Below are 22,030 nucleotides of genomic sequence, written 5' to 3' on the forward strand. Positions count from 1 at the left end.
GAGCCGAGCTTGGAGAACCGCGCCGGCGAAGGCGATGCGCCTTATTCCTACGACGAGTCGATCGAGGAGGCCGAGCGCTACACGCCGCAGCCGCCGTCGCCGCGTGCACGCATCGCGGCCGATCGCAACGTCAAGAAGCGCGCCGGCAGGGGCTCGGTCTTTCCGTTCAAGAGCGCGATCGCCATCGGCATCGTGCTGATCCTGGTCGGTGCGGGCATCCTCTGGGGCAAACAGCTGGTCCAGATCGCGACCAATCTGCTCAAGCCGTCGCCCACCCAGGTGGTGGAGGCGCCGAAGGATGCTTCGCAGCCGCAGAGCAAGCCCAAGATTCCGGATCGCGTCGGCCAGCCCTCGGCGAGCGACCAGCCGGCCGCGCCGGTGGCGCAGAAGGTCGTGCTCTATGACGAGGATCCGTCCGATCCGAAGGGCAAACAATATGTCGGCTCGNCGAGCCGATCAAGGCGTCGGGCAACCAGAAGGCGGACGTTGCGGTGAAAGCCGAGATCGAGATCCCCGACCGCAAGTTCAAGATGACGATGTCGTTCCGCCGCAATACCGACTCTTCGCTGCCGGCGAGCCACACCGCCGAGCTGACCTTCATCCTGCCGCCGGACTTTCCGAGCGGCAGCGTCTCCAACGTGCCGGGCATCCTGATGAAGTCGAACGAGCAGGCGCGCGGCACGCCGCTCGCAGGCCTCGCGGTCAAGGTCACCGACGGCTTCTTCCTGGTCGGCCTCTCCAATGTCGATGCCGATCGCGCCCGCAACGTCCAGCTCCTGAAGGAGCGCTCCTGGTTCGACGTGCCGCTGGTCTACGCCAACCAGCGCCGTGCCATCATCGCGATCGAGAAGGGCGCCCCCGGCGAGCGCGCCTTCAACGACGCCTTCGCGCAGTGGGGCGACTAGCCAGGGGATAGGCACAGGCTGGGGGCCTATCAGAGGTTGCGCCCGGCTAGCTTAGACATCAAGATGGAACTCCTAAGCGTCCAGATGTGCGGGAGCTGCGGTGGCGGAGGACGACGACTACGACTGGCAATGGCAGGAGTTACGGCTCCGCACGATGCTGGATTCCGTGGATGGTAACGCCTTTGAGGCGCTGTTTCGGGAAATAGCCAAGCGGCTTTGGAAGGCTTCCTTCACTCCGACGATCCCAATGGGTAGCCGTGGTGATCTCAAGTGCGACGGATTCAACGCGGATAATGGAGAAGTATTCCAGTGCTACGGCCCGCGGTACGGGCAAGCAAGCGTAGACGATGCCCTAGAGAAAATCGACACGGATTTTGACGGTGCAGTCGATCACTGGAAGGAGCTCCTAAGGAAGTGGACCTTCGTAGTGGGTCTATACCAAGGCCGAGTGCCCAGCGAACTGGTTCGTCGCGTCCAGGAGAAGTCAAAAGAACACTCTATTCCTGCGGAAATTTTAACGCGCGACGATATCATAGGCATGGCAAAGACCTTGTCTCTGGATGATCGTGCTGCTCTCTTTGGCCGGGCGCCAGCGCGGGCTGAGGTCGTTCGTAGTACGACGTACGAAAATATCGGTCGGGCGTTGGCCTATATCCGTGGCGAACTGGCTACCGATCCGCTCGTACAGATCGCGCTTCCGACTGCCGTTGAAAAGAAGGTCGAGTACAATATCTTACCGGCCTTGGTGCTCCATTTCCTGGGCGTTGGCCAACTTGGTGCCGACCAAGTTCGGAAGGATCTGGCCGAAAAAGTGGACCCGCTGGAAGCTGAGCGAATGGCGGACGGCTTCAGGTGCAGGTATTTGGAACTCAGCTCGTCTGGTGCGGAGCCAATAGGAATTTTTGGGCAGATGGTGGTGTTTGCTGGTGGTGCCAATGGTAACGTCGAACGCGAGCAGCTGCCCTCGCGATCGTTACTTACTCTTTCTCGGCCTGCGAAAGATTTGAACAGCCGTGGAAATCCCGTTGGAACGGGATTTCCAGAATGAGTGCTCGATGCTGACGACGCGACGCGCTGGGCGCTCGCCAATCGTCGAGGCTGTGGCGTGATGGGCCAAATTACCGCTACTGCGCGGCGGCTTCCCGCTTGCGGGCTGCTGCTGCGGCGGCGGCTTCGCGGTCCATCACGGCGCGGCAGCCGGGGCTGACCTGCGACTTGTGCCGCACCATGCAGGCGGTGATCCGCGGGATATCCGGGATTTCACGGGAGCACAGCCGCATCGCATCGTCCGAGCACATCTGCTGCGCTTCGGGCGAGAAGGCGAGGCCCGGCGATGTCTGGAGGGTGATGGCGGTGGCGGCGAAGGTGAACAGCGTGGCGATAGTCCGAAAGCGTGTCATGAAAAATGCGTCCCCGAGTTGCGCGGATTTGAGCCGTTTGATTGTTGGGACGCCGCACGCTGCTTGATCTGCCGCATGTCACAGCCTTCATGCCGGGCGTTCATTCCCGGATGTGGTCGCTCGATTTCCTGATATTCGAATCGAAAAGTGCTGCGCCGCCCGAGCTGAGTATGCGCGATTGCCGTGAAGCTTCAATGGGAGACGCGAAGGAATTTGCAGCTGTTGCGCCTCCGTCACGCAAAATGGGGCGCGGGCTCACATGCCGATCTTACGTTCCGATCTTCACGTTCCGACCTTCACATTCCGTGGCTCTCGAACACCTTGCTGCACGATCTCGACAGCTTGGCCCGGTTGGCTTGCAGGCAGCCTTGCACCGCGCCGTCATTGCCGAGATCCTTGCGGCACAGCCGCGAGGCGTCGCGCGAACAAGCCTTCTGCTCCTGCGGCGTGCCCATATGGCCTTGTGCGAAGGCGGGGGCGCTCGACAGGGCGGAGAGGGTGATCGTCGCCAGCAACAACAGGTTACGAGACATCGGCGGCTCCAAATCTGATGGGTCAAGTTCAACTCCAGTCTGAACCCGCCGCCTTGCCACTTGTTCCCCTCTGGCAGCCCGCAACCCCGCTATCCAAGGTTCCCGGCTCGCTGTAATAAATGCCCTCGCGTATGAGGAGCCCTTGATGAAACGCTACCTGGTGTTTGCGCTCGTTGGTCCGTTCGTCGGTGGATTCCTGCTGCTGCTGACGACCACCTACCAGTCCGGCTACTGGGCCGAGGCGCATCTCGGCGAGGTCGGCAAGCTGTTCGCAGTGTTCTTCAAGACCCTTCAATATAGCTATCTGTTCGGCTTGCTGCCGTCGCTGATGATCGGCGCGATCGACGACATCCTGCTCCATGTCAGGCGGGTCGGGCCGGTGCTGCGGATGCTGCTGATCGGCGTGTTCGCCTTTATCCTGGCCGCGATCACCTACGGCTCGCGCGGATCGGATTCGGGCGCGGTGCAGTTCATCCTGTACGGATTGGTCGGCTTCGTGCCCTCGGCGCTGTCATCCTGGCTCGTGCATCATTATGTCGATGAGCCGCAGCCGGCGACGGCGGCGAGCTGAGCGCGCGACCATCGGACGCGATGCAGCAACCTCTGCTGCGTTCGTGAGTTTCACATTGGCCATGACCATGCAAGACGACGACATCCTCGCGCCACGCGGGTCCCGTTCCGGGGCGCAAGCGCGCGGCGATTTTTCCGGCGGCAAGGCGCGCGGTCCGATCATCGACCAGGAAGGCAACGAGATCCGGCCTGAAACGGTGGAGCCGGGCTTTCGCGAGTTCCGCTTCGAGTTCGGAAAAGATGGTCAGTTCTCTGGCAATCCGTTCGGCAATCTGACGCGGGAACAACGGATCCTCAGGCTCGAGGCGATCGCAAAACTGCTCGACGTCGCCTTCGTCCTGCCGGGCACCAATATCCGCTACGGCATCGACGGGCTGATCGGGCTGATCCCTGTCGTCGGCGACATCATCACCACCGCGATCTCGCTGTGGCTGGTGCGCGAGGCGCGTGCCTTGGGCGCGCCCTGGCACATCACCGCGCGCATGCTCGGCAATGTCGCGGTCGACGGCGTGGTCGGCATGGTGCCGTTCGCAGGCGATGCCTTCGACGTCATGTTCCGCGCCAACATGCGCAACGTCCGCCTCCTGCGCCGCTGGCTCGACAAGCAGCCGCGGGTGTAGCGGCGAGACTTAGGGCTCGCGCCGCGAATCCATCTGGTCGACATTGCGCAGGATTTCTCAACGTCGCAATGACGGGGAAAGAGAAAGCCCCCAAACGTAAAAAGCGCGACAGCCTTTCGGCCATCGCGCTCTCCACGCACATCGGAGTTTTGCGAAAACTTACGCCGCGTCGGCGTCGGTCTCGGCGGCCGGGGCCGGCTTGGGGCGGCGCGGCAGCGGGAAGGCTTCGCTCTCGTAGAGCGAGCGGATGCCGTTCTGGTCGAAACGGGCTTCCTCGACCTGCAGATATGCGCCGTTCAGCGAATCCGTCGGCAACTGCTCCATCGCGAACTGCACGGCTTCGGCGGCGGTGCCGAACCGACGGTAGGTGAAGCCCGCGCGCTTCTTCTTGCGGATGGCGGCGGGGAAGAGCTCGGCGGAAGTGTTGAAGTTGAACGGACGCAGTGGACGCATGGTCAAAGACCTCGTGATCTTCTCTGGGGCTTTAAGCGCGTGGGGTTTGGGAGGGCAGGGGCCGCAATCGAGCGGGCCCGCCGCATGTCATTTTCGCCCCCTAATATAAGCCGATTTGACAAAATTGCGACCCCTGCGATGGGAGATGATGAATCCACGCATGGCAGCCCCGCAGCCGCAAAAAGCCAAGCTAATTCAGTAGTTTATATGGTTTACAATTTGCCAAGAAGCAGCAGGACGAGCAACACCACCAGAACCACGCCGCCGATCCCCATACCGGAATGGCCCATGCCGTAGCCATAGCCTCCGATCCGGCCGGACCAGCCGCCCAGCAGATAAATGATCACCAGGATGATCAGGATGGTCCCAAGTGTCATGGCATCCTCCCTGGCGGCCGCCGGAATGCACGCATCGGCTGCACCGCTGGAAGAGAAAAGCACATCGCGCCGCCGGGTTCCATCGGGGAACCCGGCGGCGCGCAATCTTATTTCGGCTCGAGCTTCAGCGCCGCCGAATTGATGCAGTAGCGCAGGCCGGTCGGCCCCGGTCCATCGGGGAAGACGTGGCCGAGATGGCCGCTGCATTTGGAGCAGAGCACCTCGGTGCGAATCATGCCGTGGCTTAAGTCCCGCTCCTCGTCGATATGGCTCTCGACCGCTGGCGCGGTGAAGCTCGGCCAGCCGCAGCCGGAATCGAACTTGGCGTCGGACTCGAACAGCACGTTGCCGCAGCCGGCGCAGACATAGGTGCCGGCGCGATGGTCGTGCTCATATTCGCCGGAGAAGGGCCGCTCGGTCGCCTTCTCGCGCAGCACCGCATACTGCATCGGCGTCAATTCGCGCCGCCACTGCTCTTCGCTCTTGATGACCTTGTCGTCGGTGGTTTTCGTCCTGGTATCGGGCATGGGTCTCCCGTTTTTTCTGATGATATCGAGATCAGTTGGTGGCCTTGCTGGCGCTGACCAGCGTCGGCTTCTCAATGTAGTTATCCGCGAACAGCTTTTTCAGGTTCTCGACCTTCGGGATGTCGTTGAAGGCGATGTAGGGCTGGTTCGGGTGCAGCGTCAGATAATCCTGGTGGTAGGCCTCCGCCGGGTAGAACGCTTCCAGCGCGCCGACCTTGGTCACGATCGGCTTGCTGAACACCTTGGCGGAGTTGAGCTGGGCGATATAGGCCTCCGCGACCTTCTTCTGTTCGTCGGAGGTGGTGAAGATCGCCGAGCGATATTGCGTGCCGGTGTCGGGCCCCTGGCGGTTGAGCTGGGTCGGGTCGTGCGCGACCGAGAAGTAGATCTGCAGGATCTTGCCGTAGGAAATCTTCTTGGGGTCGAACTTGATCTCGACCGACTCGGCGTGGCCAGTGCGGCCGGTCGAGACGGTCTGGTAGTCGGCGGTCGCCTTGGTGCCGCCGGCATAGCCGGAGACGGCGTTGACGACGCCGGCGGTGTGCTGGAACACGCCCTGGACGCCCCAGAAGCAACCGCCGGCGACCACCGCGGTCTGGATTCCGCTCGCGGGGCTCGCGTCCATGGCTGGGGCGGGGATCACGACGGCGTCTTCAGCGGCCCGGGTTGGTGCGGCAAAGCCGAGCGACAAGGCGGCGGCGGCGGCGAGCAGGGACAGGACGGAGCGGCGCATGGCGGATCCTCTTTCGGAAGGCCTGACAGTTTAGGGCGGTTGAGGGCTGGCGAACAGCCTGCCCGGCGTTTTCAGACACCTCAGATACGGGGAGGCGGGGCGATTGTTACAGCCGGAGTGACACGAGTCCGTGAAAAGAAGCCGCGACGGGCGGCCCGGCTGGCGGGGTCAGGAACTCCGGGCTAGATGAACCGGCACGATCGCTGATCGACTTAAAATGTGGCTGGACCAGACCTGACAACATGCTGCGCGTCGTCTCTCTGACATTTATCATGCTGCTCGCGGGCGTCGTAACCGCCGCGGCGGACCCGCAAGCCGGCGACGACCTCGCCACCTGCAGGGATCGCCAGGCCGAGACCCAGGCGCGCACGATGGCCTGCGAGAACCTGCTCAACGCCAACCGCGTCACCGGCAAGGACAAAGCGCTCGCGCTCGTCATTCACGCCCAGGCGCTGATCGGCAAGCGCGATTATGACCCGGCGATCGAGGCGCTGACGTCAGCCATCGAGTTCGATCCGGACAATATCGGCGCGATCAACGTGCGCGGCGTCGCCCATGAGCACAAGGGTGAAGACGATCTCGCGATGGCCGATTACAATCTCGCCATCCAGAAGCGGCCGAATTTCGGTTTCGCCTACAACAATCGCGGGACCATTCAGCTGCGCCGCGGCGCGTTGCAGAGCGCGCTCGACGATTTCGACCTGTCGATCAAATACACGCCGAAATTCCTGCTCGGGTGGACCAATCGGGCCCGTGTGCGCACGCTGATGAAGGAGTATGACGGCGCGATCGCCGATTTCGCCGAGGCCGAGAAGATCGATCCGACCGCGCAGCAGATCGCGGCCAATCGCTGCACGACCTGGGGCCTGATGGGCAAATACGATCTGGCCTTCGCCGACTGCAACGGTCTGATCGAGAAGCAGCCGAGGAACGTCTACGCGATCAACAATCGTGCCGATGTCAGCATGTTGAAGGGCGATCTCGACGCTGCGCTGAAGGACTACACCAATGTGATCCAGATCAGCCCGAACAATGTCCGCGCGCATTCCGGCCGCGGCCAGCTCTACGAGCGCAAGAACGACCTCGCCCAGGCCCGCGCAGACTACCGCGCGGCGGCCTATTCGCTGACGAAATTCGACGAGTACGACGTCGCCCGCGCCCGCGCCACCGCTCAGGCGCGGCTCGCGGCGCTGACACCGCAAACATCTGCAGGCGGGCCGAGCGGCCGGCGCGTCGCGCTGGTCGTCGGTAACGGCGCCTACAAGAATGTCCACGCGCTGCCCAATCCGCCGCGCGATGCGAAACTGATCGCGGGCGTGCTGCACGATGTCGGCTTCCAGACCGTGATCTCCGTCAGCGACCTGACCCGCGACAAGTTCTTCGACGCGCTGAAGACCTTTGCCGACGAAGCGGAGAAGGCCGACTGGGCGGTGGTCTATTATGCCGGCCATGGCTTCGAGATCGGCGGGGTGAACTACCTCGTTCCCGTTGATGCCAAGCTCGCCGTCGACCGCGACGCCGAGACGCAAGCGGTCGCGCTGGAGCAGGTGATCGCGGCGGTGGGCGCTGCGCGAAAAGTACGCCTGGTGATCCTGGATGCCTGCCGCGACAATCCGTTTGCGCCGATCATGCAACACACGCTGTCGCTGAAGCTGGTCGACAAGGGCTTTTCCAACATCGAGCCCGGCGCCGGCTTCATGGTGGTCTACGCCGCCAAGCACGGCGAGACCGCGATCGACGGCGACAACGGCGCCGACAGCCCGTTCTCCACCGCACTCGCCCGCGAGATCAAGGAGCCGAAGGTCGAGATCCGGAAGCTGTTCGACATCGTCCGCGACGACGTCTGGTCCGCCACCAGGCACGTGCAACAGCCGTTCACCTACGGCTCGCCGCCGGGGCGCGAGGATTTTTCTTTCGTCGCGGGGAAGTGAGATTTTGTAGCCCGGATGGAGCGCAGCGAAATCCGGGAATCGCGAGCGCGGAGCCACCCCCGCATTACGCTGCGCTCCATGCGGGCTACGGCAGCGCCGTAGGGTGGGCAAAGCGAAGCGTGCCCACGCGCTGATTGCTTAAGGAGAGAGATCGTGGCCACGGCGCGTTGCGCCTTTGCCCACCCTACAGCAGCGGAGTTTTAGACCACAATACTCAACCGTTTCGCCGCGCGTGTGATCCCCGTATAGAGCCACCTCGCCCTCGACTCCTGAAACGCAAAGCTCTCGTCGAACAGCACGACGTCGTCCCATTGCGAGCCCTGCGACTTGTGCACGGTCAGCACGTAGCCATAGTCGAACTCGTCATAGGGCTTGCGCTGCTCCCAGGCGATCTGCTCGATGCCGCCCTCGAAGCAATCGGCGCGCACCGAGACTTTCGTCACCTTGTGGCCGAGCTCTTCATCCGGCGACAGCCGCATCGAGAGGATGCGCGATTTCGAGCGCGAGATGTTGCGGGACTTGACGCGCCACAGGCCGCCGTTGAACAGGCCCTTCTTGCGGTTGTTGCGCAGGCACACCAGCTTGTCGCCGGCGACCGGAAAGACGTCCTCGATATTCTGCCGCTGCCGCACCCGCATATTGTAGGCGCGTCTTGTGTTGTTGCGGCCGACCAGCACCTGGTCGGCGCCCATGACGCGATCGGGGTCGAGCTCCTTGCGCGAGACCACCTCGCTCTCGCCGTAACGGCCGATGTCGAGCTCGCGGCCCTCGCGCACGTCCATCGACATCCGCACGATCGGATCGTCCTGGGCCTGGCGATGCACCTCTGTCAGCATCGCGTCCGGCTCGGAATTGGTGAAGAAGCCGCCGCCCTGGATCGGCGGCAGCTGCGCCGGATCGCCCAGCACCAGGAGCGGACAATCGAACGACATCAGGTCGCGGCCGAGTTCGGCATCCACCATCGAGCATTCGTCGATCACGATCAGCTTGGCTTTTGAGGCCGGCGCATCGTCCCACAATTCGAAGCTCGGCTGCTCCTCGCCGGATTCGCGGGCGCGGTAGATCAGCGAGTGGATGGTGGAGGCGTCATCGCACCCCTTGTTGCGCATGACGAGGGCCGCCTTGCCGGTGAAGGCGGCAAACTTCACCTCGCCGTCGACGCCCTCGGCGATATGCCGCGCCAGCGTGGTCTTGCCGGTGCCGGCAAAGCCGAACAGCCGAAACACCGGCGGCGTGCCGTTGCGCCCGGGTTTTGCCTTGAGCCAGTCGCCAACGGCCTTGAGCGCGGCATCCTGATGCGGAGTGAAAGTGGCCATATCTGTCTTGAGGAGGGGCGAAACGATGCGATTCGCCTGATCTCAAAACTAACCATTCCCCCCAAGGGTTCAAGCGCGGGGAGGCCGAGCTGTTGCCCCTGATCGCCGGCACAAGTTTGGATTGTGCCGGCATGGAGCCGATGCGAGAATTGGATGTCAAAGGGGAAGCGCAATAATGGGGCTCACGGCCATCGATCTCGGGCTTCGCGGCGCGGCCAGCGGCGTCTTCCTGTTGATCATTTTGGTGGCGCTGCAGCGTCGTGCCACCAGCCAGCAGGCCTTGCTGGGCATGGCCATGTCTGCCGGAGGCGCGTTCTACGCCATCGCGACCGCGCCTTACTTTCCCAAATCGTCATGGTGGTGGGTGTTGCCGATCCTGTCAGGGCAACCGGCCCTGTTCTGGCTGTGGGCACGTGCAGCGTTCGACGACGATTTCGTGCTGAGGCGATGGCACCGCGCCGTGTTGCTGGGCATCGTGGCCTTCGGCTTCGCGCTCACACTGGGCTGGGCCTACACGCCCGCTTTGGCCAGGGTCGGCGGCCAAGGCCTGGCGCTGCTCAATCTGGCGCTGGCGCTCGCGGCCGCGGTTCAGACGGTCAAGACCTGGCGTGCCGATCTGGTGGCGCGGCGCCGCCGGCTGCGGCTGGCGATATTGGCGATCAATGTCGGGCTCATCACTGTCTTCGTCGGCGCCGGCTTCGCCGCAATTCCCGTCGCTGTTCCCGGCGCGCCCGGCAGCCTTCCGGTCGCGCTCGTCCTGTGTGTGGTGGCGATGATGGCGGCAGTGACCTCTCTCGCCACGCCGCCGGCCGTGCCCGCCAATGACGCCACGGCGGCCATCGCATCCGGCGACGTGCGCGGGGCCGATCGTGCTGCGACGGCTCGGGTTGTGGTCGACCCGATCCTGCTGCGGCGCCTCGACCAGCTCATGAGCGTGGAGCGCACCTACCGGCAGGAAGGTCTTGCGATCGGGGCGCTGGCGGCGCGGCTCCAGGTTCCCGAGCATCGGTTGCGCCAGGCCATCAACGAGGGCCTCGGCTATCGGAACTTCAATGCGTACCTCAACCATTATCGTATCGAGGACGCCAAACTGGCGCTCTCCGATGTGACGCAACGGGAGGTCCCGGTGCTGACCATCGCCATGGATGCGGGCTTCCAGTCGATCGGACCTTTCAACCGCGCCTTCAAGGCGGAGACCGGGCTCACGCCGACCGAATTCCGGCGCGAGGCGCTGAGCCGGCCGGTTTTGGCCGACATCGGCGAGCCGCAACGAGAAATCGGCTAGCCGATTTTTGGATCGGGCGAGAGGAGCACGCCCTGCCAGGACAGATTGTGCGGCAGAAAGCCAGCCACCGAGAGCCCGTCCATGTCCCATTCGAGCGCAGTCACTCCCGCATCCGAACGTCTTCACGCCCTCGATGCCCTAAGGGGCATCGCGCTGCTGCTTGGCATCGTCCTGCACGCGACATTGTCGTTCGTGCCGTCCTCGCCCCGGTTCTGGGTCATCCAGGACACGCATCCAAGCCTGATCCTGAGCCTGCTGTCTTTCGCCATCCATGTCTTCCGGATGACGACGTTCTTCCTGATGGCCGGCTTCTTCGCCCGCATGAGCTTCCATCGCCGCGGCGCCTTCGACTTTGTCAAGGACCGGCTGCAGCGGATCGCGCTGCCGCTCGTGATCGGCTGGCCGCTGCTGTTCGTGCCGATCGCCCTGGTGATCAGCTGGGCCGGAAATTTTCCGAATGGCGGTTCGATCCAATGGGCGTCCAGCTGGCTGCCGCCCTTGCCGAATTTCCGCCTGACCCATCTCTGGTTTCTCTATGTGTTGCTGCAGCTCTATGCCGCCACGCTGCTGCTGCGGGGCGCGATCGTCTGGCTCGACGCGTCGGGCTCGCTGCGAACCGTCATCGACCGCCTCTTTGCGCGGATCATCCGCCATCCGCTGGCGCCGCAGGTGCTGGCGATCCCGATCGGCATCGCCTTCTGCCTCGACCCAAGATGGGTCAATGTGATGGGGGTGAGGACGCCGGATCAGTCGCTCATCACCAATGCGCAGGCCTGGATCTGTTTTGGTACCGCCTTTGGCGTCGGCTGGCTGCTGCACCGGCAGATCGATCTGCTGCGCATCCTCGAGCGGCGCTGGCTTGTGCATCTCCTGACTGCGCTCTGTCTGATCATGGTCGGCTTCGTCTTGTCGGGCGTGATGCTGTCAGCCCCGGGTGCGCCCAAACTGCCATACAGCTTCGCCACGCTCCGGCTCGTCTCCGCCATCCTCTATGCGCCCGCGATCTGGATAACGACCTTCGCCGCGCTCGGGCTTGCGCTCCGTTTCATGTCCGGCTTCAGTCCGACATGGCGCTATCTCGCCGATGCCTCCTACTGGCTCTATCTGATCCACCTGCCGATCGTGATGGCGTTGCAGGTCGCGCTGTCGCAGCGCGACTGGCCCGCTTTGGTCAAATTCGCAATCATTCTCGTCGTTGCGATTCCGCTGATGCTTGCGAGCTATCATCTGATGGTGCGCTTCACCTTCGTCGGCGCGGTGCTGAATGGCCGCCGCGCAATGAGGCGCGTTCTCCCGCAAGGCGGAATTGCGACTGCGTAGACAGCGCCGCCTCACACATTAAGATGCCCGCAACAAGAACAAGCGGGCAAGAAAACTGGGAGACGCGTCATGAAGTTCGGCATCTTCTATGAGCTGCAACTGCCGCGGCCCTGGGTGGCCGGCGACGAGCTCGCCCTTTACCAGAACGCGCTCTCGCAGATGGAACTCGCCGACCGTCTCGGCTACGACCATGCCTGGGTGGTCGAGCATCACTTCCTCGAGGAATATTCGCACTCGCCTTCACCGGAATCGTTTCTTGCCGCCGCGAGCCAGCGCACCAAAAACATCCGCCTCGGCCACGGTATCCTCCAGCTCACCACCAACCATCCGGCACGCGTCGCCGAGCGTGTCGCGGTGCTCGACCTGCTCTCCAACGGCCGCTGCGAGTTTGGCATGGGCGAGAGCGCCTCGATCACCGAGCTGACGCCGTTCGGCCGCGACATGGAGACCAAGAAGGAGGTGTTCGAGGAGGCCGTCGCTGCGATCTTCCCGATGTTCAAGGACGCAGGCTCGGAGCATCACGGCAAATATTTCGACATCCCCTTGCGCAACGTCGTGCCGAAGCCGGTGCAGAAGCCGCACCCGCCGCTGTGGATGGCCTGCTCGCAGCTGCCGACCATCGAGCGCGCCGGCCGCCACGGCTTTGGTGCGCTCGGCTTCCAGTTCGTCAGTGCCGATGCTGCGCATGCCTGGGTGCACGCTTACTACAACGCCATGACGAAACGGCTGCACAAGCTCGCCGACTACGAGATCAACCCGAACATGGCGTTGGTGTCGTTCTTCATGTGCGCCAGGACGGATGAGGAGGCGCGTGCCCGCGCCGACGGCGCCACCTTCTTCCAGTTCGCGCTGCGTTTCTACGGTGCCGCGCAGAACCGCCAACGTCCGGCGCCGTACACGGTGAACATGTGGGACGAATACAACAAGTGGAAGCGCGACAATCCGGAGGCGCAGGAGGCCGCGCTGCGCGGCGGCCTGATCGGCTCACCCGAGACCATCAGGCGAAAGCTGAAGCGCTTCCAGTCCTCGCATATCGACCAGGTCATCCTGCTCAATCAGGCCGGCAAGAACAGCCACGAGCACATCTGCGAATCGCTCGAGCTGTTCGGCCGCGAAGTGATGCCGGAGTTTCAAAACGATCCGGCCCAGGCTGCCTGGAAGAGCAGCGTGATGAGCGGCGAGATCCAGCTCGAAGAGATCGATACTGAAGCCTTCACGGACCGCTACGGCAAGCTCGCGATCACTGTCGCCCCAGTGAAGGCCGCAGCCGGGTAGGGCTGCCCACCTCCACATCGTCGTCCTGGCTTTCGCCAGAACGTCTGCGAAGTGCTGCGCTTGCTCGCTGGGCCTGGTCACCTGAATTGCGATCGAAGTTCCGCCAGCTCTATTGCGTCGTTCTGTTGCTGCTGAAGATGAACGCCGCCTGAAACAAGCTCCCGCTGTCGGTGCGCACCTCGACCGCAACGTCTTCCCGTTCCTCCAGGCTTGCGAGATCGCGCGCCAGGCCTGCCAGCGTCTCGGCTGCTTCTACTTCAGCTTCGCGCTGAGTTGGAAACTCCAGCCCTTCCTCGTCCGGATAGAGCCCGGTGCTGTCCCTGATGTCGAAATAATAGCGCATCACCGCATCACCCTCTGATGTGGCCCTGCTTCAACACCAGCGTTCGCAGGCGGTTCCTGATCACCGAGGGCGCCACCAGGTTCAATGCGAATCTGATAGGGACAGTGCAGCTGTCGCTTCTCACCTTGGGGAGATCGGAGCCTGGCTCGCGGACGCCGAAATCTGTGGAAGGGGCAGCTTGCGTTCGGGGAGCTTCTTCTTCGGAGGCGCCGGCAACAAGCCTTCCCTGATGGCCTGCTTGCGGGCGAGCTTGCGAGCCCGCCTGATGGCTTCGGATTTCTCGCGCGTCTTTCTCTCCGAAGGCTTCTCGTAAGCGCGCCGCTGTTTCATTTCGCGGAAGACGCCTTCCCGTTGCATCTTCTTCTTCAGGACACGAAGCGCCTGGTCGACATTGTTGTCGCGGACAAGAACCTGCATGGAAACTCCTCGCTGGGCTGCAAGATGGAATGATCCTGCACGCAGCCGATTGCGCAGGAGACCGGTGACGAATGGGAGAATGAGGGCGACCGCTGATGTCTTCGCCGGCCTCGAGCGCGCAGTTTGCGTGTTACGGCGATGCGGTTCAGTGGCGACGACGTGACCACCCCCGCGCGGCCAAGTCAACGACCAAGTCAATCGATAAAGGCCTTTGCGCGTGCCGGCGTTCCGTCTGGAAGGGCGCCAGAACAGCGTCAAAACCGCCGCTTTGAAAACAAATTGGCCGTATTCCTTGCAAAAGCGCAGATGTCGTGTATATTCACGTCATTCGATTAGCCGCTGTGCCTTGTTGATCGCGCCTGCGGGCTCCTTTTCCAAAGACATCGACGAAGTTGAAACGACCGCGTGATTGTCGCGCGGCACGCGCTTGCGCGCTTTGGAGAAGAGCATGACGACAGGTACAGTGAAGTGGTTTAACGGCCAAAAGGGCTTCGGATTCATTCAGCCGGACGATGGCAGCAATGATGTGTTCGTTCACATCAGTGCGGTCGAACGCGCCGGCCTTGCGGGTCTCGGTGAGGGCCAGAAGGTCAATTTCGAGGCCAAGACCGACAAGATGCGGGGCAAAGTCAGCGCAGAGAATCTCTCGCTGGCCTGATCTCGCTGCGCCGTTTCACGGATGTACTGAAACGGCTGTGATGCCCGCTCGATCCCCGGATTGAGCGGGTTTTGCCGATTGCACGACAGGGTGAAGGATGAACGCCAGGAAATCGGCTGTACCGTCGCCTGAAGCAATTGCGCGCTCTCATCGCCAGCGTCTGGCGGCCGAAGAGGGCGCACGGGCGATCGCGGATGTCGAACGGCAGGGTGTCGAGGTTCGCAAGAACATGGCGCGACTGCGCGAGTTGCGCGAAGCCAAGGAAGCCGCTGACGCCGTTATTGCAGCAAGTTTGCCAGCACCGGCGCTGAAGAAGCGTGCAAGGAAGTCGCCGCGATAACCCAGGTCAGTGATCGTCTCAAGGATCGTCCCAAGCCGGAGTGCTGATCGTGCCCAGAGTGAAGTCGGACGGCGGTGGAACCATCACCTTCACGCTCGCGCACGGGGCGGCGCGGCAGATATGCAGACTTACGACGACGTTCCAGACCGAGAAGCAGGCCTTCAGCTATCTTCACAAATATCGCACCGAGTTCGAGCGGATCGCGCGGGCGCGCCTTGCTTCCGGGGAGCTCGAAGACGGGGTCGTCAATCTCTCGATGCTCTAGAAGCTATTTGGAAGACTCTTTTGCGCGGTCTTCCCGTGCCAGACGCTCCGCCTTCAGGCGTTCGCGATTTTCTTGAAAGGTTCGCTCCGCTTTTGCGTAGTCGGTCATTGGCTTGGCTTTGGCGGTCGGCTTGAAAGCATTGTTGGCGTCCCGCAGATGGCGGGCCTTCGCGTCTTTTCTGATCATAGTCCCTCCATGAGCCCGACGATCCTCCGCCGGCATCTTGCGACCGCCCGTCAGGACGGTGCCTGCAGTCCAGGCGACGTCAGCTACTTGTTGACTTCGCCGGCGACGTCAAGCTGCCGCGCTTTTTGCAAGAGCTCGGTGCGGCGGACACCAAGGGGCATTTCCTTGGCCTGCTGGCGTAAACTGATCGCCTCTTGCGCCAGGCGATATTCGAATGTGTTCGATTGCTCCGGGGATCGTTGAGTTGACATGCTCATGCTCCGCTGTGGGGGTTGAGCGGGAGCGCGACATGCGTTCACATCACCGATAGATGCCAAGAGCCGCTCGATGGCGGTGAGACTGTGCGCTGTTGTCCGCGGGATAGCGAGCGCTTTGTTCGAGTTCCCGGCAGGAACAGGATGCGCCGTCAGTTTCTGTTGCGGGCCGATGGTGGACACGTGCTGTCGCGCAATATCAACGTGGCGGGAAGCTCGATATCCTTGCGCACCGCGGACTTCTCCGTCGTCATCAGTGCAATCAGCTCGGCGGCCGCGCTGGCGCCGAGTTCCCGACGCGGCTGCACAATGGTGGTCAAGGTCGGCTCGCAATAATCCGCATAGGGAATGCCGTCAAAGCCGACGACGGAGAGATCGTGCGGGATCCGCAGTCCCCCCGACTGCAGGGTCTTGATCAGGCCGATCGCCATCTCGTCATTGGCGGCAAACAAGGCGGTCGGACGGACCTCCGGGCTGAGCGCAAGCAGCGCCCGGCCGGCCTCGACACCGGTTCGAAAGGTGAAATCGCCTGATATGATCAAGCCGCCCGCTGCAGCAATGCCGGCCTCTTTCAGGGCCTGCTTGTAACCTTCGAGACGCTGTCGTTCCAGGATTGTCGATTGCGGTCCCGACAGATAGGCGATGCTGGTATGCCCGAGCTTGATCAGATGCCGCACCGCCTCGCGTGCGGCGCCGACATTGTCGATGCAAACCTGCGGGAAGCTCGCGCCGGGAATATATTCGCAGGCCCCCACCAGCGGCACGTGCGCGTCGCGCAAGTCGCGGTCGCGACTGCGGATCACGTGACCGCACAGCAGCAGCACGCCGTCGGCCTGGCCGGCACAGACCAGGTCGACATAGCGCGCCTCCTTCTCGGGCGGACCGGCCAGATTGGCAATGACGAGACCGTAACCGGCGGCTGACAGCGTATCGTCGATGCCCTGCAGGATCTCTGCGAAGAACGGGTTGGCGATGTTGGGCACTGCCACAAGCACCACCATGGTCTTGCGGACGCGCAGATTCCTTGCCGAGATGTTCGGCGTATAGGAGGTGTCGCGGACCGCGGCGAGCACGCGGTTGCGCGTTTCCTCGCTCACCACTTCGGGCCGCGCCAGCGTCCGGCTCACGGTCGCGACCGACACGCCGGCAAGCCGCGCAACGTCGGCGATCTTCGCGGGCGGCCGACGGCTCTCCTTGGTGCGCTTGCTCATCTGCTGATCCAGATCCGGGCGGCCCTCGCCGCGCTTGCAAATTCCCACGGTTGTGATACGATCCTATGTAATCGATTACATGAACCTGTAAAGGGTCATCTGCCCGCAAACGGGCTTACACGGGAGGGAAGTCATGAAGCGAACGCTGCTTGCCGCGGTGGCCGTTGCCACGACGGCGCTTGTCTCGTTGCCGGCCAACGCCCAGGAGATGAAGGCGGAGGTGATCCACTGGTGGACCTCCGGCGGTGAGGCCGCCGCCGTGAAGGTGTTTGCCGACCAGTTCACCAAGGCAGGCGGCACCTGGATCGATAGCGCCGTCGCCGGCGCGGCGAACGCACGAAACGCAGCGATCACCCGCACCGTCTCCGGCAATCCGCCGACCGCCATGCAACTCAACACCGGCAAGCAGTTCGACGAATTGGTGGAAGGCGATTTGCTCGCCGATGTCGATGCGGTCGCAGCCGAAGGCAATTGGAAAGGCGTGATGCCCGCCGCGATCATTGCCGCGGCGACCCGCAACGGCAAGATGTATGCGGTGCCGATCAACATCCACGGTCAGAACTGGCTCTGGTACAACAAGGCCGTGCTCGCCTCCGTCGGCGCCGACGAGCCGAAGAGCTGGAATGACGCGCTCGTCATTCTCGACAAGCTCAAGGCCGACGGCAAGGTGATCCCGCTGGCCTTCTCGGGCCAGAAGAACTGGGAGCAGAATCTGTTCAACGCGGTCATGATCGGCGTCGGCGGCGCGCAGATGTGGACCGGCATCCTCGGCAAGCGCGACGCGGCGCTGGCGCAGAGCCCCGAGTTCAAGACGGTCGCCGTCACCTACAAGAAGCTGAAGGACTATGTCGATCCCGGCGCGCCCGGCCGCAACTGGAATGACGCGACCAACATGGTCATCCAGGGCAAGGCCGCGATGCAGATCATGGGCGACTGGGCCAAGGGCGAGTTCGTCGCCGCCGGCAAGGTCCCCGACAAGGACTATGGCTGCACCGTGCTGTCCAATGGCAGCGGCGGCTATGTGATGGGCGGCGACGTGTTCGTCTTCCCGAAAGCCAAGGACCCCGCCACCACCAAGGCGCAGATGACCTTGGCGAAATTGATGCTGACACCGGAGACGCAGATTCAGTTCGCGCTGAAGAAGGGCTCGATCCCGGTGCGGAGCGATGTCGATGCGTCAGCCCTGGACGCGTGCGCCCAGAAGGGCATGCGCTATGTCGCCGACAAGGCCCAGCAAATGCCGTCCGGCGACATGTTGGCGCCGCCCGCTCTGACCGGCGCGCTGCAGGATGCCATCTCGCAATATTGGAACACCAATATGAGCGCCGATGAATTCTCCGCCAAGGTTGCTGCGGTGCTGAAATCCGCGGAGTGAAGCATCGCAAGGGGCGGCCGGCGAATGGTCGGCCGCCTCTCCTGATCCGTCGATCTCTCTCCAACCGGGCGATACGATGCGTCTTTCGCTGACCTCCCGATTGTCCGTCCTCTCGGCGCTCCTGCCGGCGCTGATGGTGATGCTCGTCGTCTATATCGGTGCCACGAGCTGGACGGCGTGGATGTCGCTGACCAATTCGCGGATGCTGCCGAACAACAATTTCGTAGGCTTCCGGCAATATCAACTGCTGTTCAGCAACGATCGCTGGCTCACCTCGGTCCACAACATCGTCGTCTACGGCGTGCTGTTCGTCTCGCTGGCGCTGCTGATCGGGTTCCTGCTGGCGGTCGCGATCGACCAGCGGGTGCGAGCCGAGGACACCATCCGCTCGATCTACCTCTATCCCTATTCGATGTCCTTCGTGGTCACGGGGCTGGTGTGGCAGTGGCTGCTGAACCCGACGCTCGGCGTCCAGTATGTGCTGCGCAGCTGGGGCTTCGCGGGTGCAAGTTTCGACTGGATCGTGCGGCCGGAGACCGCGATCTACTGCCTGGTGATCGCCGGCGTCTGGCAGGCCTCGGGCCTGGTGATGGCGATCATGCTGGCGGGCCTTCGCGGCATCGACGATGAAATCTGGAAGGCGGCGCGGGTTGACGGCCTGCCGAAATGGCGGGTCTACATCTCCATCATCATCCCGATGATGGGCGCCAGCTTCGCGACGGCGGCCGTGCTGCTCTCGACCGCCGTCGTGCGTCTCTACGACCTGTCGGTGTCGATGACCAATGGCGGCCCCGGCATCGCGTCCGAAGTGCCCGCCAAATTCGTCATGGACCATCTGTTCGAGCGGGCCAATATCGGCCTTGCGACCGCGGCCGCCACCACCATGCTGGTGACCGTGATCGCAGTCGTCGCGCCCTATCTCTATTGGCGCGCGCGCAAGGGAGAGGTGCGATGAGCGCGATCACTCTTGGCGCGGTCAGGCCAAGATTCAGGCCAAGGCGCATCAGCCCGGCGCGCTGGGGCCTCTATGCCTTCATCCTGATCACGGCACTGTATTTCCTGCTGCCGCTTTATGTCATGATCGTCACGTCGCTGAAGCCGATGGCGGAGATCCGGCAGGGCCATCTGCTCGCGCTCCCGGCCTCGCCGAGCCTCGCGGCATGGGTCAAGGCCTGGACGTCGGCCTGCACCGGCCTCACCTGCGAGGGCATCAGGACCGGTTTTTTCAATTCGCTGCGCATATTGCTGCCGTCGGTGGTGATCTCGATCGTGGTGGGATCGTTGACCGGCTACGCGCTGTCGCTGTGGCGCGTGCGCGGCGCAAACATCCTGTTCGGCGCGATGATGATCGTCGCCTTCATCCCGTACCAGGTGTTCATCTATCCGCTGGTGCGGGTGTTCTCCTTCACCGGGCTCGGCCAGTCGCTTGCCACCATCGTGACCATTCACACGATCTTCGGGCTTCCGACCATGACGCTGCTGTTCCGCAACTACTTCGCCTCGCTGCCGGTCGAATTGTTCAAGGCCGCGCGCATCGACGGCGCGGGCTTCTACCAGATCTATGCCCGCATCATGATGCCGATGGCGACGCCGATGATCGTCGTCGCGGTGATCCTGCAGACCACCGGCATCTGGAACGATTTCATCCTCGGCCTGGTGTTCGCTGGCCGCGACAATCTGCCGATGACCGTGCAGCTCAACAACATCGTCAACTCGACGCAGGGCGAGCGCGCCTACAATGTCGACATGGCGGCCACGCTTCTGACCGCACTGCTGCCGCTCGTGATCTATTTCGGCTCCGGCCGCTGGTTCGTTCGCGGCATCGCCGCGGGCGCTGTGAAGGGCTGAGGCAACATGGAACGCTCCAACGTCGATATCACGAAGCTGCAGATCGGCTTTGGCGGCTTGAAGGTTCTGGAAAACCTCGACCTTCATGTCGACGCCTCCGAATTCCTCGTGCTGCTCGGCCCCTCCGGCTGCGGCAAGTCGACCCTGCTGAACGCCATCGCCGGACTGATCGAGGTCAAGGGCGGCCAGATCCGGATCGGCGATCGCGACGTGACCTGGGCCGAGCCGAAGGATCGCGGCATCGCCATGGTGTTCCAGAGCTACGCGCTCTATCCGCGCATGAGCGTGCGCAAGAACCTGTCCTTCGGGCTGAAAGTCGCGCGCACGCCGCAGGACGAGATCGACAGCCGAGTCGGCGAGGCCGCAAAGATGCTGCGGCTGACCGAGCTGCTCGACCGCCGTCCGTCCGAACTCTCCGGCGGGCAGCGCCAGCGCGTCGCGATCGGCCGCGCGCTGGTGCGTCATGCCGGCGTCTATTTGTTCGACGAGCCGCTCTCCAATCTCGACGCCCAATTGCGTGCCGAGCTCAGGGTCGAGATCAAGCGCCTGCACGCGCGCCTCGGCGCCACCATGATCTACGTAACGCACGACCAGATCGAGGCGCTCACCCTTGCCGACCGTATCGCCGTCATGCAGGGCGGCGTCATCCAGCAGCTCGATACGCCGAAGAAGATCTATCGCGAGCCGGCCAACCGCTTCGTGGCCTCCTTCGTCGGCTCGCCCGCGATGAATTTCCTGCGCGGCCGGATCCTCCGCGATGGCGCCCCGGTGTTCATCGCCGGTGACGTCAGGTTCGACCTGAACGGCTACGCGTTCCGCATCCCGCCATCAGATGCGCCGGCTATCCTCGGTATCCGCCCCGAGCACATCGAGATCGTCGGCTCCGAGCATCCATCCGCCGTGACGGCACGTGTCGAGATGGTGGAACCGATGGGCGCCGACGCGCTGATCTGGTGCCGCCTTGCCGACGGGACCGCGTTCTCCTTCCGCGCCGATGCCGATGCAAAGGCGGGTGCGGGCGATAGCCTTGCCTTGCGGTTTCCAGCCGAAGCCTTCTCCCTGTTCGACGACCAGAGCGGACAGCGTCTTTAACTCCGCAACCCACCTCGCAAGAGACCCCAGCATGACCACGCCGATAGACCTCCTGTCCTTCCAGCTCTATTCCGCCCGTTCGATCGAACCGCTCGAGGCGCAGTTCAAACTGCTTGCCGGCCTCGGCTACAGGATGGTCGAGCCCTGGGGGGCGCTGTTCAACGACCCCAATACGTTGAAGCGGCTGCTCCAGCAGTATGGCATGACCGCGCCGAGCGCGCATGTCGGGCTCGACCGGCTGCGCGCCGACGCCGCCGGCACCGCGAAGCTCTGCAAGGGATTGGGGATCGATACGGTCTTTGCCCCGGCGCCGCCACCCGGCGAACGCGAGGGTGGCGAGACGGAGTGGCGCGGCATCGGGCGCGAGCTGGCCGCGATCGGCAAGGCGGTAACAGGCGAGGGGCTGCGCTTCGGCTGGCACAACCACCATTGGGAATATGGCCGCGCCGCGAGCGGGCTGAGCTATCTCGAATGCCTGTTCGAGGAAGCACCCGAGCTGGTCTGGGAGGCGGATCTCGCCTGGATCGTGCGCGGCAACGGCGATCCGGTCGCCGAAATCAAGAAGCACGCGCGGCGCCTGGTCGCCTGCCACATCAAGGACCTCGCACCTTCAGGGCAATGTCTGGACGAGGACGGCTGGGCCGATCCCGGCCACGGCACCATGGACTGGGCGGCGTTGCTGGCCGCGATGAAGGAAGCGAACGTGTCGCTGTTCGTCGCCGAACATGACAAGCCGAACGACGTCGCCCGCTTCGCGCGCCGGGCGCGCGAGACCGTGGCCGCTTGGAACTGACGG

Annotated in this window: 27 protein-coding genes and 2 pseudogenes; 17 read left to right on the forward strand and 12 right to left on the reverse strand. The window is 63.3% G+C overall.

Annotated features, from left to right (window positions below):
- The 3 genes and pseudogenes from AOQ71_RS49150 to AOQ71_RS35865 form a co-directional block, all read left to right on the forward strand.
- Positions 1-447, forward strand: a pseudogene (locus AOQ71_RS49150) (hypothetical protein); the annotation flags it as partial.
- A gap of 1 nt (position 448) precedes the next feature.
- A pseudogene (locus AOQ71_RS49155) lies at positions 449-905 on the forward strand (hypothetical protein); the annotation flags it as partial.
- A 100-nt stretch (positions 906-1,005) separates the two neighbouring features.
- The gene (locus tag AOQ71_RS35865) at positions 1,006-1,953 is read left to right on the forward strand and encodes a hypothetical protein (protein WP_057757378.1); all 948 of its coding nucleotides are present in this window, start codon (positions 1,006-1,008) and stop codon (positions 1,951-1,953) included.
- 76 nt (positions 1,954-2,029) lie between these two features.
- On the opposite strand, the gene AOQ71_RS35870 is transcribed toward AOQ71_RS35865, so the two are convergent.
- Entirely contained in the window at positions 2,030-2,305 is a 276-nt protein-coding gene (locus AOQ71_RS35870; protein WP_245317336.1) for a hypothetical protein, read from the reverse strand.
- A gap of 296 nt (positions 2,306-2,601) precedes the next feature.
- Positions 2,602-2,838 carry a hypothetical protein gene (locus AOQ71_RS35875; protein WP_057757380.1) on the reverse strand — a complete coding sequence of 79 codons (237 nt, stop codon included), beginning with the start codon at positions 2,836-2,838 and terminating at the stop codon, positions 2,602-2,604.
- A gap of 145 nt (positions 2,839-2,983) precedes the next feature.
- Here AOQ71_RS35875 and AOQ71_RS35880 point away from each other — a divergent pair, with 145 nt between their 5' ends.
- Positions 2,984-3,409, forward strand: coding sequence for a DUF5413 family protein (locus tag AOQ71_RS35880; RefSeq protein ID WP_057757382.1), 426 nt, complete (start codon positions 2,984-2,986; stop codon positions 3,407-3,409).
- Between the two features lie 61 nt (positions 3,410-3,470).
- Positions 3,471-4,028 carry a DUF4112 domain-containing protein gene (locus AOQ71_RS35885; RefSeq protein ID WP_083514743.1) on the forward strand — a complete coding sequence of 186 codons (558 nt, stop codon included), beginning with the start codon at positions 3,471-3,473 and terminating at the stop codon, positions 4,026-4,028.
- A gap of 159 nt (positions 4,029-4,187) precedes the next feature.
- Here AOQ71_RS35885 and AOQ71_RS35890 read toward each other — a convergent pair whose 3' ends face one another.
- The 4 genes from AOQ71_RS35890 to msrA form a co-directional block, all read right to left on the reverse strand.
- Positions 4,188-4,481, reverse strand: a complete 294-nt coding sequence (locus AOQ71_RS35890; protein WP_027560969.1) for a hypothetical protein — start codon at positions 4,479-4,481, stop codon at positions 4,188-4,190.
- 212 nt (positions 4,482-4,693) lie between these two features.
- On the reverse strand, positions 4,694-4,858 hold the full coding sequence (locus AOQ71_RS35895; protein ID WP_035731827.1) for a DUF3309 family protein: 165 nt from the start codon (positions 4,856-4,858) through the stop codon (positions 4,694-4,696).
- 107 nt (positions 4,859-4,965) lie between these two features.
- Positions 4,966-5,385: a peptide-methionine (R)-S-oxide reductase MsrB gene (gene msrB, locus AOQ71_RS35900; RefSeq protein ID WP_057757385.1), complete on the reverse strand. Its 420-nt coding sequence runs from the start codon at positions 5,383-5,385 to the stop codon at positions 4,966-4,968.
- A 31-nt stretch (positions 5,386-5,416) separates the two neighbouring features.
- A complete protein-coding gene (gene msrA, locus AOQ71_RS35905) occupies positions 5,417-6,118 on the reverse strand; it encodes a peptide-methionine (S)-S-oxide reductase MsrA (RefSeq protein ID WP_057757387.1) in 702 nt (233 codons plus the stop codon).
- A gap of 242 nt (positions 6,119-6,360) precedes the next feature.
- On the opposite strand from msrA, the gene AOQ71_RS35910 reads away from it, so the two are divergent.
- Positions 6,361-8,049 (forward strand): caspase family protein, encoded by a 1,689-nt coding sequence (locus AOQ71_RS35910; protein WP_057757389.1) that lies wholly within the window; start codon positions 6,361-6,363, stop codon positions 8,047-8,049.
- 200 nt (positions 8,050-8,249) lie between these two features.
- Here AOQ71_RS35910 and AOQ71_RS35915 read toward each other — a convergent pair whose 3' ends face one another.
- Positions 8,250-9,365, reverse strand: coding sequence for an ATP-dependent DNA helicase (locus AOQ71_RS35915; RefSeq protein ID WP_057757391.1), 1,116 nt, complete (start codon positions 9,363-9,365; stop codon positions 8,250-8,252).
- A 175-nt stretch (positions 9,366-9,540) separates the two neighbouring features.
- On the opposite strand from AOQ71_RS35915, the gene AOQ71_RS35920 reads away from it, so the two are divergent.
- The 3 genes from AOQ71_RS35920 (at position 9,541) to AOQ71_RS35930 (ending at position 13,245) form a co-directional block, all read left to right on the forward strand.
- A complete protein-coding gene (locus AOQ71_RS35920) occupies positions 9,541-10,650 on the forward strand; it encodes an AraC family transcriptional regulator (protein ID WP_057757393.1) in 1,110 nt (369 codons plus the stop codon).
- 81 nt (positions 10,651-10,731) lie between these two features.
- Complete coding sequence (locus AOQ71_RS35925) at positions 10,732-11,970, forward strand: acyltransferase family protein (RefSeq protein WP_057757394.1); 1,239 nt, start codon at positions 10,732-10,734, stop codon at positions 11,968-11,970.
- Between the two features lie 69 nt (positions 11,971-12,039).
- The gene (locus AOQ71_RS35930) at positions 12,040-13,245 is read left to right on the forward strand and encodes an LLM class flavin-dependent oxidoreductase (protein WP_057757397.1); all 1,206 of its coding nucleotides are present in this window, start codon (positions 12,040-12,042) and stop codon (positions 13,243-13,245) included.
- Positions 13,246-13,354: 109 nt separating this feature from the next.
- Here AOQ71_RS35930 and AOQ71_RS35935 read toward each other — a convergent pair whose 3' ends face one another.
- Both AOQ71_RS35935 and rpsU read right to left on the reverse strand, forming a co-directional pair.
- Positions 13,355-13,588 (reverse strand): DUF6894 family protein, encoded by a 234-nt coding sequence (locus AOQ71_RS35935; RefSeq protein WP_430648674.1) that lies wholly within the window; start codon positions 13,586-13,588, stop codon positions 13,355-13,357.
- Between the two features lie 120 nt (positions 13,589-13,708).
- Positions 13,709-14,005 carry a 30S ribosomal protein S21 gene (rpsU, locus tag AOQ71_RS35940; RefSeq protein WP_057757401.1) on the reverse strand — a complete coding sequence of 99 codons (297 nt, stop codon included), beginning with the start codon at positions 14,003-14,005 and terminating at the stop codon, positions 13,709-13,711.
- 448 nt (positions 14,006-14,453) lie between these two features.
- Here rpsU and AOQ71_RS35945 point away from each other — a divergent pair, with 448 nt between their 5' ends.
- From AOQ71_RS35945 to AOQ71_RS35955, 3 genes are all read left to right on the forward strand, one after another.
- Complete coding sequence (locus tag AOQ71_RS35945; RefSeq protein ID WP_057757404.1) at positions 14,454-14,663, forward strand: cold-shock protein; 210 nt, start codon at positions 14,454-14,456, stop codon at positions 14,661-14,663.
- 97 nt (positions 14,664-14,760) lie between these two features.
- Complete coding sequence (locus tag AOQ71_RS35950; RefSeq protein ID WP_057757406.1) at positions 14,761-15,003, forward strand: hypothetical protein; 243 nt, start codon at positions 14,761-14,763, stop codon at positions 15,001-15,003.
- 40 nt (positions 15,004-15,043) lie between these two features.
- Positions 15,044-15,268, forward strand: coding sequence for a hypothetical protein (locus tag AOQ71_RS35955; RefSeq protein WP_057757407.1), 225 nt, complete (start codon positions 15,044-15,046; stop codon positions 15,266-15,268).
- A 3-nt stretch (positions 15,269-15,271) separates the two neighbouring features.
- On the opposite strand, the gene AOQ71_RS35960 is transcribed toward AOQ71_RS35955, so the two are convergent.
- The 3 genes from AOQ71_RS35960 to AOQ71_RS35965 all read right to left on the reverse strand — a co-directional run bounded on the left by AOQ71_RS35960 (position 15,272) and on the right by AOQ71_RS35965 (position 16,919).
- Positions 15,272-15,454 (reverse strand): hypothetical protein, encoded by a 183-nt coding sequence (locus AOQ71_RS35960; protein ID WP_057757409.1) that lies wholly within the window; start codon positions 15,452-15,454, stop codon positions 15,272-15,274.
- Between the two features lie 83 nt (positions 15,455-15,537).
- Positions 15,538-15,891 carry a hypothetical protein gene (locus AOQ71_RS45675; protein ID WP_157083773.1) on the reverse strand — a complete coding sequence of 118 codons (354 nt, stop codon included), beginning with the start codon at positions 15,889-15,891 and terminating at the stop codon, positions 15,538-15,540.
- Positions 15,861-16,919, reverse strand: a complete 1,059-nt coding sequence (locus AOQ71_RS35965; protein WP_063958340.1) for a LacI family DNA-binding transcriptional regulator — start codon at positions 16,917-16,919, stop codon at positions 15,861-15,863. Before AOQ71_RS35965 ends, AOQ71_RS45675 begins: the two co-directional genes overlap by 31 nt.
- Before the next feature lie 133 nt (positions 16,920-17,052).
- Here AOQ71_RS35965 and AOQ71_RS35970 point away from each other — a divergent pair, with 133 nt between their 5' ends.
- The 5 genes from AOQ71_RS35970 (at position 17,053) to AOQ71_RS35990 (ending at position 22,027) form a co-directional block, all read left to right on the forward strand.
- A complete protein-coding gene (locus AOQ71_RS35970) occupies positions 17,053-18,294 on the forward strand; it encodes an ABC transporter substrate-binding protein (protein ID WP_057757413.1) in 1,242 nt (413 codons plus the stop codon).
- 76 nt (positions 18,295-18,370) lie between these two features.
- Positions 18,371-19,249, forward strand: a complete 879-nt coding sequence (locus tag AOQ71_RS35975) for a carbohydrate ABC transporter permease (RefSeq protein ID WP_057757415.1) — start codon at positions 18,371-18,373, stop codon at positions 19,247-19,249.
- A complete protein-coding gene (locus AOQ71_RS35980; protein ID WP_057757417.1) occupies positions 19,246-20,142 on the forward strand; it encodes a carbohydrate ABC transporter permease in 897 nt (298 codons plus the stop codon). Before AOQ71_RS35975 ends, AOQ71_RS35980 begins: the two co-directional genes overlap by 4 nt.
- Positions 20,143-20,148: 6 nt before the next feature.
- Positions 20,149-21,234: an ABC transporter ATP-binding protein gene (locus AOQ71_RS35985; RefSeq protein WP_057757419.1), complete on the forward strand. Its 1,086-nt coding sequence runs from the start codon at positions 20,149-20,151 to the stop codon at positions 21,232-21,234.
- 31 nt (positions 21,235-21,265) lie between these two features.
- On the forward strand, positions 21,266-22,027 hold the full coding sequence (locus AOQ71_RS35990; RefSeq protein ID WP_057757421.1) for a sugar phosphate isomerase/epimerase family protein: 762 nt from the start codon (positions 21,266-21,268) through the stop codon (positions 22,025-22,027).
- Positions 22,028-22,030: the final 3 nt, after the last annotated feature.

Origin of the sequence: Bradyrhizobium manausense (assembly GCF_001440035.1) — a bacterium.
In the GTDB taxonomy this organism is placed as follows: domain Bacteria; phylum Pseudomonadota; class Alphaproteobacteria; order Rhizobiales; family Xanthobacteraceae; genus Bradyrhizobium; species Bradyrhizobium manausense.

Bases quoted from the DNA above. Each gene is read 5' to 3' on its own strand.
- AOQ71_RS35870 (WP_245317336.1), bottom strand. From the start codon at position 2,305: ATGACACGCTTTCGGACTATCGCCACGCTGTTCACCTTCGCCGCCACC.
- AOQ71_RS35875 (WP_057757380.1), bottom strand. From the start codon at position 2,838: ATGTCTCGTAACCTGTTGTTGCTGGCGACGATCACCCTCTCCGCCCTG.
- AOQ71_RS35880 (WP_057757382.1), top strand. From the start codon at position 2,984: ATGAAACGCTACCTGGTGTTTGCGCTCGTTGGTCCGTTCGTCGGTGGA.
- AOQ71_RS35885 (WP_083514743.1), top strand. From the start codon at position 3,471: ATGACCATGCAAGACGACGACATCCTCGCGCCACGCGGGTCCCGTTCC.
- AOQ71_RS35890 (WP_027560969.1), bottom strand. From the start codon at position 4,481: ATGCGTCCACTGCGTCCGTTCAACTTCAACACTTCCGCCGAGCTCTTC.
- AOQ71_RS35895 (WP_035731827.1), bottom strand. From the start codon at position 4,858: ATGACACTTGGGACCATCCTGATCATCCTGGTGATCATTTATCTGCTG.
- msrB (WP_057757385.1), bottom strand. From the start codon at position 5,385: ATGCCCGATACCAGGACGAAAACCACCGACGACAAGGTCATCAAGAGC.
- msrA (WP_057757387.1), bottom strand. From the start codon at position 6,118: ATGCGCCGCTCCGTCCTGTCCCTGCTCGCCGCCGCCGCCGCCTTGTCG.
- AOQ71_RS35910 (WP_057757389.1), top strand. From the start codon at position 6,361: ATGCTGCGCGTCGTCTCTCTGACATTTATCATGCTGCTCGCGGGCGTC.
- AOQ71_RS35915 (WP_057757391.1), bottom strand. From the start codon at position 9,365: ATGGCCACTTTCACTCCGCATCAGGATGCCGCGCTCAAGGCCGTTGGC.
- AOQ71_RS35920 (WP_057757393.1), top strand. From the start codon at position 9,541: ATGGGGCTCACGGCCATCGATCTCGGGCTTCGCGGCGCGGCCAGCGGC.
- AOQ71_RS35925 (WP_057757394.1), top strand. From the start codon at position 10,732: ATGTCCCATTCGAGCGCAGTCACTCCCGCATCCGAACGTCTTCACGCC.
- AOQ71_RS35930 (WP_057757397.1), top strand. From the start codon at position 12,040: ATGAAGTTCGGCATCTTCTATGAGCTGCAACTGCCGCGGCCCTGGGTG.
- AOQ71_RS35935 (WP_430648674.1), bottom strand. From the start codon at position 13,588: ATGCGCTATTATTTCGACATCAGGGACAGCACCGGGCTCTATCCGGAC.
- rpsU (WP_057757401.1), bottom strand. From the start codon at position 14,005: ATGCAGGTTCTTGTCCGCGACAACAATGTCGACCAGGCGCTTCGTGTC.
- AOQ71_RS35945 (WP_057757404.1), top strand. From the start codon at position 14,454: ATGACGACAGGTACAGTGAAGTGGTTTAACGGCCAAAAGGGCTTCGGA.
- AOQ71_RS35950 (WP_057757406.1), top strand. From the start codon at position 14,761: ATGAACGCCAGGAAATCGGCTGTACCGTCGCCTGAAGCAATTGCGCGC.
- AOQ71_RS35960 (WP_057757409.1), bottom strand. From the start codon at position 15,454: ATGATCAGAAAAGACGCGAAGGCCCGCCATCTGCGGGACGCCAACAAT.
- AOQ71_RS35965 (WP_063958340.1), bottom strand. From the start codon at position 16,919: ATGAGCAAGCGCACCAAGGAGAGCCGTCGGCCGCCCGCGAAGATCGCC.
- AOQ71_RS35970 (WP_057757413.1), top strand. From the start codon at position 17,053: ATGAAGCGAACGCTGCTTGCCGCGGTGGCCGTTGCCACGACGGCGCTT.
- AOQ71_RS35975 (WP_057757415.1), top strand. From the start codon at position 18,371: ATGCGTCTTTCGCTGACCTCCCGATTGTCCGTCCTCTCGGCGCTCCTG.
- AOQ71_RS35980 (WP_057757417.1), top strand. From the start codon at position 19,246: ATGAGCGCGATCACTCTTGGCGCGGTCAGGCCAAGATTCAGGCCAAGG.
- AOQ71_RS35985 (WP_057757419.1), top strand. From the start codon at position 20,149: ATGGAACGCTCCAACGTCGATATCACGAAGCTGCAGATCGGCTTTGGC.
- AOQ71_RS35990 (WP_057757421.1), top strand. From the start codon at position 21,266: ATGACCACGCCGATAGACCTCCTGTCCTTCCAGCTCTATTCCGCCCGT.